7 protein-coding genes are annotated in these 11,569 nt (G+C 62.9%); 3 read left to right on the top strand and 4 right to left on the bottom strand.

The window, feature by feature from the left end; all coding sequences use genetic code 11:
- Positions 1 to 82: 82 nt before the first annotated feature.
- A complete protein-coding gene (locus I5961_RS18485) occupies positions 83 to 1,042 on the bottom strand; it encodes a FecR domain-containing protein (RefSeq protein ID WP_085705176.1) in 960 nt (319 codons plus the stop codon).
- Positions 1,042 to 1,548 carry a sigma-70 family RNA polymerase sigma factor gene (locus I5961_RS18480; protein WP_085700451.1) on the bottom strand — a complete coding sequence of 169 codons (507 nt, stop codon included), beginning with the start codon at positions 1,546 to 1,548 and terminating at the stop codon, positions 1,042 to 1,044. The genes I5961_RS18485 and I5961_RS18480 overlap by 1 nt, the downstream gene beginning before the upstream one ends.
- A gap of 240 nt (positions 1,549 to 1,788) precedes the next feature.
- Here I5961_RS18480 and I5961_RS18475 point away from each other — a divergent pair, with 240 nt between their 5' ends.
- Positions 1,789 to 2,229 (top strand): carboxymuconolactone decarboxylase family protein, encoded by a 441-nt coding sequence (locus I5961_RS18475; protein WP_085705179.1) that lies wholly within the window; start codon positions 1,789 to 1,791, stop codon positions 2,227 to 2,229.
- A gap of 4 nt (positions 2,230 to 2,233) precedes the next feature.
- Here I5961_RS18475 and I5961_RS18470 read toward each other — a convergent pair whose 3' ends face one another.
- Together I5961_RS18470 and I5961_RS18465 are read right to left on the bottom strand one after the other, a co-directional pair.
- Positions 2,234 to 3,826, bottom strand: coding sequence for a DHA2 family efflux MFS transporter permease subunit (locus I5961_RS18470; protein ID WP_085700449.1), 1,593 nt, complete (start codon positions 3,824 to 3,826; stop codon positions 2,234 to 2,236).
- Entirely contained in the window at positions 3,823 to 4,944 is a 1,122-nt protein-coding gene (locus I5961_RS18465) for an HlyD family secretion protein (protein ID WP_227232989.1), read from the bottom strand. Before I5961_RS18465 ends, I5961_RS18470 begins: the two co-directional genes overlap by 4 nt.
- A 234-nt stretch (positions 4,945 to 5,178) precedes the next feature.
- Between I5961_RS18465 and I5961_RS18460 the strand changes: the two genes are divergently transcribed.
- Both I5961_RS18460 and I5961_RS18455 read left to right on the top strand, forming a co-directional pair.
- Positions 5,179 to 6,906 (top strand): ShlB/FhaC/HecB family hemolysin secretion/activation protein, encoded by a 1,728-nt coding sequence (locus I5961_RS18460; protein ID WP_413541581.1) that lies wholly within the window; start codon positions 5,179 to 5,181, stop codon positions 6,904 to 6,906.
- 94 nt (positions 6,907 to 7,000) lie between these two features.
- Complete coding sequence (locus I5961_RS18455) at positions 7,001 to 11,470, top strand: hemagglutinin repeat-containing protein (RefSeq protein WP_227232987.1); 4,470 nt, start codon at positions 7,001 to 7,003, stop codon at positions 11,468 to 11,470.
- The last annotated feature ends 99 nt before the right edge of the window (positions 11,471 to 11,569 follow it).

The following is an 11,569-nucleotide window of genomic DNA, read 5'->3' as shown; positions in this document are numbered from 1 at the left end:
GGCGTGGAATTGAAAGGTCTATCCACTCACCGGACGAGACGCGAAAAGGTATCAGCGAATATTGAAAATATTTTCCGAGGGCTCAGACACGGGGTTCCACCGACAGCCAATAGCGGGTCAGGCTGTTGATGTTCAGCGGCAACGTGTCGCTGAGCAGGCGCAGGCTGGCGTCGGTGTCGCGCAGGGAAAACGCCCCGGACACGCGCATCGCCGCGACGTCCGGATGGCAGCGCAGCACGCCTCGACGATAGCGGCTCAGTTCGCCGAGCAATTCGTCCAGCCGCATGTTGCTGGCCAGCAGCATGCCCTTGTCCCAGGCCAGGCTGGCGGTGTCGAAGGTTTCGGCGCTGTCGAAGCTGTTGAGCTTGAAGCGCTGGCGCTCGCCGGCCTTGAGAATCGCATTCTGCTTGAGCAATTGCGGGGTGATCTGAACCTGGCCTTCGAGCACCGACACCTGGCTGCGCGAACCTTCGGTACGCACGCAGAACCGCGTGCCGAGCGCACGGGCGAGGCCTTGTGGGGTTTCGACGATGAACGGGCGGGCGGCAGCATCGCTGGCGGTGTTGATCAGCACTTCGCCATTGAGCAGCAGCACCCGGCGCTCGGCCGGGCTGTAAGCGATGTTCACGGCGCTGTCGGTGTTGAGCAGCAATTGCGTGCCGTCCGGCAATTGCAGGTTCTTCTGCTCGCCGACGGCGGTGCGCTGGTCGGCGGTCCATTGCTCCCACGGCACATGCTGCGAGGCAATGCCCAGCGGCCCGGCCATCAACAGCAAGCCGAGGCGGGTGAGGGTCTGGCGACGGCTCAGACCCTCCTTGCGGGACGCGCGTTTCAAGGTCTGGATCGCGACGTTGGCCGGCACGCTGCGCAAATCCCCCAACAACGCTTCGGCCCGCTGCCAGGCAATGGCGTGCTCGGCGCTGCGGGTGCGCCATTGGGCGATGGCCTGATGGTCGGACGGGGTCGCGGTGCCGGAATGCAGTTGCACCAGCCAGTCGGCGGCTTCGCCGAGAATCTGCGGATTGATCATCGACGAATTCATCAGGCGACACTCAGGCAGGCAATGAACGCGGCACGCATGTGGCGTTTGACGGTGATCAGCGAAACACTCAGGCGCGTGGCGATCTGCGCGTAGGTCAGGCCTTCGATCTGCGACAGCAGGAAGGTCTCGCGAGTCTGCTCGGGCAGTTCGCGCAGCAGTGCTTCGATGCGCCACAGGGTTTCGAGAATCAGGTAGCGGGTTTCCGGCGACGGCACTTCGGCGGCGGGCAGGTGCGCAATGGTTTCCAGGTACGCGCGCTCCAGGTCCTGACGCCGCCAGCGATCGATCACCAGCCCTTTGGCGATGTGCGTCAGCAGCGCCCGTGGCTCGCCGCCCAGCGGCTTGATCACCTGGCGAGTGAGCAGGCGCAAAAACGTGTCGTGCGCCAGGTCGGCCGCATCGCAGCGACTGCCCAACTTGCGCTGCAGCCAGCCCTGCAGCCACCCGTGGTGTTCGCTGTAGAGTGTCTGGACTTGCTGATTCAACGGCTGATCGAGTGACGACATGAAGGGCAGATACTCGTTTCGGGCGTCCGTTGCCAGAGATGCAATCGAGAGTGCGATTGGGGTGCAATTAAGAATTGATCGCATTCTAGTGGCGCAGAACGAGTGCTGGCAATTGCCCTTTCACACTTTCTTTTCCGACGCCAAACGAGTGGCCTACCCGACTTCCGGGAGATTGGCTATTTGCCTGGCCCAACCCCGGGACTACCGTAGCCACACATTCACTTGCCCCGGAGAGTCGCCATGAAACCTCGTATCGATTTCTACACCGCGTCCCCAGATGCCCTGAAAGCGATGATCGCCCTGGAAACCGCTGTCTCCAAACTACCGTTGGAAAAGACCCTGATCGAACTGGTCAAGCTGCGTGCTTCGCAGATCAACGGCTGCGCGTTCTGCATCGACATGCACACCGCCGACGCGATCAAGGGTGGCGAAACCCCGCGCCGGTTGTTCGCCGTGACCGCATGGCGTGAAGCGCCGTTCTTCAGCGAACGTGAACGCGCCGCGCTGCTGTGGACCGAAACCCTGACCCAGTTGAGCCTGACCCACGCCCCGGACGAAGACTACGAAGTGGTCGCCGCCCAGTTCTCGCCCAAAGAAATGGTCGATCTGAGCGTCGCGATCAGCACCATCAACAGCTGGAACCGTCTGGCCGTGGGCTTCCGTAAGACCCCGCAAGCCTGATCGATCAATGTGCATCGGCACTCGGCGCGGCCGGTGGTTGCACCTTGCGCATCAAGGGCACCATCGCCGTGGCGATGCCGAAGCACACCATGATCATCAGGAACGTGTCGCCGTAGGTTTGCGTCTGCGCTTCACGGTAAGTCAGCAGCCATAGCTGACGCAGGCTGGCAGTGAGGCCGACGTCGCCGCTCTGACCCAGCGCGGCAAAGTTGCCGCCGACCTGGGCCAGCCATTGATTCACCGCTTCGTTGCTGCTGTTCAGATGCTCCGCCAACCGGGTGAAGTGCAGGTTGGTGCGGTCGTTGAGAATGGTCGCGCACGCGGCAATCCCGATTGCACCGCCCAGGTTGCGCATCAGGTTGAACAGGCCCGACGCATGCTTCAGCCGCGCCGGTGCCAGACCACCCAACGTCAACGTCACTGCCGGCGGCACCGCCAGTTGCTGGGCAATCCCGCGCAGGGCTTGCGGCAGCATCAATTCTGCGGCGCCCCAGTCGTGGGTGATCGGACTGAATTCCCACATCGACAACGCGAACAACGCCAGGCCCGCCATCATGATCCAGCGCAGATCGACGCGATTGGCCAGAAAGGCGTACAGCGGAATCGCCATGATCTGGAACACCCCGGTGGAGAAAACCGCCAGACCAATGTCCAGCGCGCCGTAGCCGCGCACCCGGCCGAGAAACAGCGGCGTCAGGTAAATCGTCGCGAACAGGCCAATCCCGGTGACGAAGGAAAAGAAGCAGCCGAGGGCGAAATTGCGATCCTTGAGCGCGCGCAGATCGACGATCGGATTGGCCACATGCAACGTGCGGCCGATGAAGGCCAGCCCGGCCAGGCCACTGATCCACGCGGTGGTCAGAATCGTCTGGTCACTGAACCAGTTCCAGCGCGGGCCTTCTTCGAGGGTGTATTCCAGGCAGCCGAGAAACAGCGCCAGAAACGCCATGCTCAAATAGTCCGCGCCCTTGAGCAACGAGAGTTCCGGCCGGTCGATCTTCACCAGCATCGGCACGGCCACGGCGACGAAAATACCCGGCACCAGATTGATGTAGAACAGCCAGTGCCAGGACGAAACGTCGGTGATCCAGCCACCGATCACCGGGCCCAGCGTCGGTGCCAGCGAAGCCACGGCGCCGATGGTTGCGGCGGCAATCACTCGCTGTTTGCCGGTAAAGAAAAAGAACGCCGTTGTGAACACGAGCGGAATCATCGATCCGCCGAGAAACCCTTGCAACGCGCGGAAGGCGATCATGCTCTGGATGTTCCAGGCGATGCCGCAGAGCAGGCTGGCCAGGGTGAAACCGACCGCTGATGCGCAGAACAGCCAACGTGTGGAGAACACACGCGACAGCCAGCCCGACAGCGGAATCACGATGATTTCGGCGATCAGGTAACTGGTCTGCACCCACGCCGTTTCATCGGTGCCGGCGGATAGCCCGCCGCCGATGTCGCGCAACGAGGCCGAGACGATCTGGATATCCAGCAGCGCGATGAACATGCCGATGCACATCGTGGCGAAGGCGAACACCTTGGTCGCCGTCGCCATTTCGGCGGCATTGAATGGCTGCGCGGAGGCGGTGAGGGCGGTGCTCATGGCGCGCTGGCCACGGCGGTGTTTTCAGGTTGGGGGCGGGTGTCGACTTCAGCCGTCACCGACAGGCCCGGACGCAGGTGGCCGAGCACGCCGTCCGCCGGGTCGAGCAGGATCCGCACCGGTACTCGCTGGACGATTTTGGTGAAGTTGCCGGTGGCGTTTTCCGGCGGCAACACGCTGAACTGCGAACCGGTGGCCGGGGCGAGGCTGTCGAGGCGGCCGTGGAATTGCTGGCCGGACAACACGTCGGCGCGGATGCTCACGCGCTGGCCGGGTTTCATCCGCGCCAATTGATCTTCCTTGAAATTGGCATCGACCCAAAGGCCGCTGGCCGGTACCACCGACAACTGTTGCGAACCGGCCTGGGCATAAGCGCCGACCCGTGCGCGACGGTTGCCGATCACGCCGTCGACCGGGGCGCGCAGTTCGGTGTAGCCGAGGTTGAGTTGCGCCAGATCACGCTCGGCCCGGGCTTGCTGAAGGGCGGCGCGGGCCTGTTGTTTCCGGGTTTCGATCACGGTGAGCTGGCGTTGCGCGGCCAGCAGTTCGGCCTGGGCTTTGGCGCTCAAGGCTTGCGCGGTCTTGAAGGTGGCGTCGGCCCGTTGTGCGCTTTCCACCGACACTGCATTGGTGGTCACCAGGCGTTTGTAGCGTGCGTTGTCATCCCGCGAACGGGCGGTTTCGGCGCTGGCGGCATCAATGCCGGCACGGGCCTGACCGATCACCGCTTGTTGCAATTGTTCGGTGGCGTCGAGGTTGGCCAGCAGCGCTTCCTCGGCGGCAACGGCGCCTTCGGCCTTGGCCAGATTGGCGCGGTAGTCGCGGTCGTCGAGGCGGATCAGCACGTCGCCGGCCTTTACTTTCTGGTTGTCGCTGACCAGCACTTCCTCGATGTAACCGGCGACTTTCGGCCCGATCACCGTGACGTCGCCGCCAATGTAGGCATCATCGGTCTCTTCGAGAAATCGCCCGGCGCCCCACCAATGCACGGCGTACAACCCGGCGAATACCAGTGCGGCCATGCCGGCAGTAGGCAGCAGCAAGCGTTTGAGCAGGGGCGGTTTGGGAGTGCTGACCGGAACGGCGAGGTCGGGTTCTACGGTGGGCATGCTGGTCATGACGTAATACCTGGGAAAGCGGAGTGGTTATTACGTCCGTAATATGACGCGAGTAATATTTTGTGGCAATTGATTTTTATCGCCGGTCGTCAGATGGAGGGCGTTTAAAAAAGCTGATCATTTGTTTAAGAAATGTAAGCGCTGTAGGAAGCGTCTTGCATTTGCGTAGGAAGGCTCTGACTATCACCGCTATTGATGGGGTGGCATTAAGCCAGTTGATTGCAAGGATGTTGAGTGCCGTATTCGCTTTACGCTGTTTCTCGTAGTCGTTCCATGCCTCGCCCGCTGTTTTCGGCCTTGTTGTTGAGCGTGTGCGCGCCCAGCGTTCTCGCCGCCGAAGCTCCAGTCCCTGGCCAGGAGGTGCTGCGCCAGCAGCAACAGCAACAGCGCGACTTGCAACAACTGCAACTCGAACAGCGCAAGCGACAACTGGAGCGCGGCGCGTTCGGTCCTACGCCTGCCACCCCGGCCATTCCTGAATCGATCAACCCCGACGAACGCTGCTGGCCCTTGAGCGGTACGCGCATCGGCGGCGTCACGCTGATCGATAAAGACAAGCTCAACGCCCGCATCAAACCGCTGCTGGCGCCGTGCATGGGCGTCGGCCAGATCAACCATTTGCTGGCGACCATTACCGCGCTGTACGTGGAGAAGAGCTATATCGCCAGCCGGCCGTACCTGAGCAGCGCGCCGGCGGCGGGGCAGTCGCTGGATATTCTGGTCGACGAAGGCTACATCGAGTCCATCGAGCTGGCCGACCAGAGCCTTCCGGTGTCCCTCGGCGGTGCATTCCCCGGCATGCTCGGCAAGCCGCTGAACCTGCGGGATCTCGAACAGGGGCTGGATCAATTGAACCGTCTGCGCTCGCTCGATCTGACCGCCGACATCGCCCCCGGCAGCCAGCCCGGTGCGTCAAAAATCATCCTGCGTTCACGTACTTCCGGGCAGTCACGCTGGGCCCTTGGTGCCGGTTTCGACAACCTCGGCAGCGCCAGCACCGGCCGTGATCGCGACACGCTGAGCCTGACCCTCGACAGTCCGCTCGAACTCAACGACCTGTTGAGTCTTAGTGCCAGCGACACCCTCAATCAGGGCGAGCGCTACAGCCGCAACGCCAGCCTCTATTACGCGATCCCCTACGGCTACTGGACGTTCAGCACCTTCGCCAGCCACGCCGAATATCGCGCGCCGTTCAAGCTCAGCACGCTGACTTTCCACAGCACTGGCATCACCGATCAGCTCAGCCTGCGCGCCGACCGCGTGTTGTGGCGCGACCAGAGCCATCAGCTCAGCGCCAACCTGCAACTGGCGCACAAGGACGTCGACAGTTATCTGGAAAACGTCCGCCTCGGCATTCAGAGCCCGACCCTGACCGTGGCCGAAGCCGGGCTCAATCTGTTCTGGCTCGACCGCGCGGTGTGGAACCTCGACGTCAATTACGCCCAGGGTACGCGTTGGTTCGGCGCCGACGACGATGCCGATCGCCAGGTCAAAAACCTGCCCAAGGCACAGTTTCGCAAGTACCGCGCCGGCCTCAGCCAGTGGCGCAACGGCCAGCTCGGTGCGCAAGCCTGGCAATGGCAGAGCCAACTCAATTTGCAGTACAGCCCGGATCCGTTGCCGGCGATCGAACAACTGCTCGGCACCGATGATTCCGCCGTGCGCGGTTACCGGGTCAGCAGCGCGTCCGGCGCCAGTGGCGCGATCTGGCGCAACACTCTGCGGCTGCCGCTACGCAGCGATTTGCCGGTGCAGCTCACCCCGCGCGTCGGCCTCGACCACGGCTGGATCAAGGCCGATCACGGCGCTTCGGGCCAACGCCTGAGCGGTGCCAGCATCGGCCTCAACCTGGGCTGGAAAAACCTGCAAGTGGATGTCGATTACCAACGCAGCCTTCAAACCCCGACCGGCCTGCACCACGAGCCCGAAACCTGGCTGATGCGGGTCGGATTACAGATATGAACGTCAGTGAACAACAGCCATCGGACCTGAGCGCGACAGCCGAGGCCTTTAACTCAACGCGCAACGTGATGCCGCACTACATGGAGAGTTTTTTATGCCAATGAACACCTTTGCGTTTCATCTTTCCCCACGGGGCAAACTGCGCTGGGCCATCGCCAGCCTGTTCCTGGTCGCTCATCTGCCGGGCGCCATGGCCGGCGGTGTGGTGGTCGCACCCGGCCCCGGCGGCACCGCGCAATTGCAGACCCAGGGCGGCGTGCCGATCGTCAACATCGTCGCACCGAACGGATCGGGCCTGTCGCACAACCAGTTCCTCGACTACAACGTCGACCGTCAGGGCCTCGTCCTGAACAACGCCTTGCAGGCCGGGCAATCGCAGCTCGCCGGGCAACTGGCGGCCAACCCGCAATTGCAGGGTCAGGCCGCGAGCGTGATCCTCAACGAAGTGATCAGCCGCAACCCGTCGGCCATCAACGGCGCCCAGGAAATCTTCGGTCGCGCTGCCGACTACGTGCTCGCCAACCCGAACGGCATTTCGGTGAACGGCGGCAGCTTCATCAACACGCCGAACGCCAATCTGGTGGTCGGCCGTCCCGAGCTGAACGACGGCAAACTGCAAGCGCTGAGCACCCGCGACGCCACCGGCCAGTTGCAGATTCAGAGCGGCGGCCTGCGCAATGGCGAAGGCTCGATCAACCTGATCGCACCGCGCATCGACAGCCAGGGTGCAATCAGCGCTCGCGATCAACTGAACCTCACCGTCGGGCGCAATGAGATCGACTACGCCAGCGGCCAGGTGAAAGCCGTGGACCCGGCGGGCAACACCACCGATCAACGCATCGACGCCAGCCTGTTCGGCGCGATGCAGGCCGGGCGCATCAACATCGTCAGCACCGCCGAAGGCGCGGGCGTGAAGGTCGGCGCTGTGCAAGTCGCCGGGCGTGACGGTGTGCAGATTCGTTCGGCGGGCGACTTGAGCGTCAGCGGTCAGGCGATCGCGGACAGCCTCGACCTGACCCGCGCCGGCATTCGCAGCGGCCAGGGCGACGTCGGCTTGCACAGCGGCAAGGACCTGAGCCTGGCCGCCACTGATGTCAGCGGCCGCGACGTGAAGGTCGAGGCCAAACGCAACCTGACCTTGACCACTGTCGAAAGCCGCAAGCTCAAGGAGCAGCGCGAAAACTGGAACAACAGCACCATCGGCATCATCTGGGAAACCTACGAGCGCAGCAAAACCGACAGCGATTCGCGCCAGCACGGCAGCCAGATCATCGCCAGCCGCGACGCGCAATTGTCGTCCGTCAAAGACACCGAACTGAAAGCCGCCAAGGTCGACGCGAAGAACAACCTCAGCGTGCAAAGCGGCGGTGACCTGCGCCTGACCGCCGCCACTGAAAGCCACATCCGGACCGATCAGGGCAAGCACCGCAAACACCTGTGGAAAGCCGATTGGGACAGCAGCAGCGAAGAGCAGCGCAGCGTCACCAGCCAATTGAAGGCCGGCAACATCGCCCTGCAAACCGCCGCACTGTTGCGCTCCGAAGGCGCCGAAGTCGACAGCGCCGGTGATCTGCAACTGGCCGGCAAACAGGTGGAAATCACCACCGCGACCCACACCCATCGCAGCAGCGACAATCGCTATTCCGGTGACCTGGTCGGCGGCGGTTTCTTCGGCAAGACCGGCGACGCCGACAAGGGCGAGACCCGGCATCAGGGCAGCAAGATCAACGCCGCCGGCAAACTGCTGGTCAAGGCGGACGACGTGCGCATCAGCGGCAGCCAGGTGCGTGGCGCCATGGACGCCAGCGTGATCAGCGACAACGGTTCGCTGACCATCGACGGCGTGCAGGACACCTCGCACAGCAACAACCACGACAAGGACAGCAAGTTCTTCGGCATCACCAAGAACGAGTCCCGTCAGACCAGCAAGGACAGCACCACGGTGCGCAGCGAGCTGGCGTCTGACAGCAATCTCAAGCTGAAAAGCGCCAGGGACATCGAAGTCGCCGGCTCCACGGTCAAGGCTGGCGGTTCGCTGACGGCGGATGCGGTCGGTGACGTGAATGTGCATTCGACGCAGAACACCCGTGACAGCAGCAACAGCACGCAAACCCGTGGCTTTGACGCCTACGCCAGGGAGCAGACGGCGGAGCAATATCGCGCCGGCGTGCATTACGAAGATAAAGCGCAAACCGTCACCACCAACGACGTCACCCAGCAAGGTTCCAGCCTCAGCGGCGGCAGCGTGCAAGTGAAGGCGGGCGGTGACGTGACGCTCAAGGGCGCCGAGGTCAAATCCACCGCCGGCGACACCACCCTGAGCGGCAAGAACGTCTCGTTGCTGGCCGAGCAGGACAGCCACGGCACCTCAACCGAAACCCGCAGCACCGGTGGCGGTTTCTATTACACCGGCGGCCTCGACCGCGCGGGCAGCGGTGTGGATTTCTCGCACAGCACCTCGCAAGACACCACCGGCAAAACCACCGCGCAAACCACCGGCGTGCAGGGCAGCGGCAGCCTGAACATCAGCGCTGACAAACTCGTCACCGAAGGTGCGCAACTGAAGGCCGGCAACGGTCTGAACGTCGCCGCTAACGAAGTCGACAACCGTGTCGCCCACAACACCGCGAGCAGCACCCACAAAGAGAGCAACTGGTCGGCGGACATCGGCGCCAACGTCGAGTACAAAGACATCGCCCGGCCGATTGCCGGCGCCGTGAAAGACGTGCTCGACGGCAAGGTGCCGGACAAGGACGCACTGGCCAATCTCGGTCAGCCGAACGTCGGTATCGACCTGGCAATCGGTCACGCCAGCGCCGATAAAACCGGGCAGAGCAGCAACGCCGTGGTCAGCCGGTTCGACGGCCAGACCGTGGATGTGAAGGTCGGCGGCACGCTGCACGACCAGGGCTCGCAGTACAACGCCAGCGCCGGCAAAGTAAACATCAGCGCCGATAAACTGGTGGCCGACGCGGCCAGCAACACCCGCAGCAGCACCGACAACGAGGTGGATGCCAAGGTCGATGTGCGCGTCTACACCAAGACCGGTGAAGACGTGAACGTGGCCGGCAGCGGTGCGGGTGGCAGCAGCCAGTCGAGCAAGAACAGCACCACCGCAGTAGTCGGCGGTTACGCTGGCAATCAGGGCGTGCACATCAATGTCGGCGGCGATGCACAGTTCGAAGGCAGTCGTTTCGATGGCGGGCAGGGTGGTGTCAGCGTCAAGACCGGCGGTGATCTGGCCCTGAATCAGGCCAATGACCGTCAGAGCAGCGACAGCGCCAGCCTGCGTGGCAATGGCTCGCTGACCGTCGGCACCTTGCCGGGCACCGACGGCACCAACGTCGATTTTGGCGCCGGGTTCCAGCTCGATCACCAAGGCAACCAGACCACCGACAGCCAGGCGCACGTCGCCAGCCTCAGCGGCAACGGCCCGGTGCAACTGAGCAGCGGTGGCAATCAGGTGCAACAAGGCACCAGGATCGACAGCGCTGGCGCTATCGACCTGAAGGCCGGCGGCAAGCTCGATCTGCAAGCGGCCACCGACACCCACGTCGCCAACGGCAGCAATCTTGGCGGTGGGCTGAAGGCGGGCGGCAGCAAGAGCAGCAGCGAGAAGAGCCACGATCAGGGCGGCAACCTCAGCGGCAACTTCAACATCGGCCGGGTCAACGAGAACACCCAGACTCTCAATGGTGGTCAGCTCAACAGCCAGAACGGCATCGCGCTGAGCGGTGATTCGGTGCACTTGCAAGGCACTCAGGTCACTTCGCCAAACGTCAGCATCGACGCGCAGAAGGGCGGCTTCGTTCAGGAATCCGCGCAGTCCACCGACCACCGCAACAACTGGAATGTGGCGTTGAGCGCCGGCGGCAATCTGAGCCAAAGCACACCAACCGCCGCCGATGAAAAAGTCAGCAGCGACCACGGCTTCAATGCCGGAGCCAAAGTCGGCGTGGATTACCTGCAAGGCACCACCCAGCAGAACGGTCAGATCAAGGCGGACACGGTGGTGCTGAACAGCGCGGGCGACACGAGCCTGAACGGTGCGCGGATCGATGCGCGCAACGTCAGTGGCAAAGTGGTCGGTGATCTGTCGCTCGAAAGCCGTCAGGACTCCAGCAATCATGCCAAGGTTGATGTGGATCTGGGCCTGACCGCCAAAAAGACTCCAGCCGACGACAACGGAAAACTCGCGGGCACCGACTACAAGCCAACGCTGAAAGTCGAAGGCGAATACGCGCACAAGGACAGCGTCAAACAGGCTTCCGGTATTAGCGGTAGCCAGGGTGTGAACCTCACTGTCGGTGGCGCTACGCAGCTGACCGGCGCGCGGATTTCTGCCACCGAAGGCAAGGTCGATCTGGGCGATTCGAAGGTCAGCAGCACCGACTTGAGCAATCTCGACTACGGTGTGAAAGCTGGCCTTGACCTGCCACACAAAACCGAAGAAAACGCACCGAAGGTTTCTCTTGAAAACGGCAACCTGAAAGTCGGCCCGGTGACGCTTAGCGGTCATCTGGACAGTCAGTCACTCCCGGCAGGTATTGACGAAAAAGGCTGAGCCACCCTGCGTTCAGGGCTGCTCAGCCGGGGGGCTTGACAGCCCTGCAATAATGGAATGTGCACCGCGATCTGCGCGGTGCACTTGATCACGATGCAG

It is taken from the genome of Pseudomonas sp. IAC-BECa141 (genome assembly GCF_020544405.1).
In the GTDB taxonomy this organism is placed as follows: Bacteria; Pseudomonadota; Gammaproteobacteria; order Pseudomonadales; family Pseudomonadaceae; genus Aquipseudomonas.
Note: the sequence above shows the minus strand (reverse complement) of the source record. Positions and strands in the feature narration are given on the sequence as shown.

Coding starts and splice junctions, on each gene's coding strand:
- I5961_RS18485 (WP_085705176.1), bottom strand. CDS start 1,042: ATGAATTCGTCGATGATCAATCCGCAGATTCTCGGCGAAGCCGCCGAC.
- I5961_RS18480 (WP_085700451.1), bottom strand. CDS start 1,548: ATGTCGTCACTCGATCAGCCGTTGAATCAGCAAGTCCAGACACTCTAC.
- I5961_RS18475 (WP_085705179.1), top strand. CDS start 1,789: ATGAAACCTCGTATCGATTTCTACACCGCGTCCCCAGATGCCCTGAAA.
- I5961_RS18470 (WP_085700449.1), bottom strand. CDS start 3,826: ATGAGCACCGCCCTCACCGCCTCCGCGCAGCCATTCAATGCCGCCGAA.
- I5961_RS18465 (WP_227232989.1), bottom strand. CDS start 4,944: ATGACCAGCATGCCCACCGTAGAACCCGACCTCGCCGTTCCGGTCAGC.
- I5961_RS18455 (WP_227232987.1), top strand. CDS start 7,001: ATGCCAATGAACACCTTTGCGTTTCATCTTTCCCCACGGGGCAAACTG.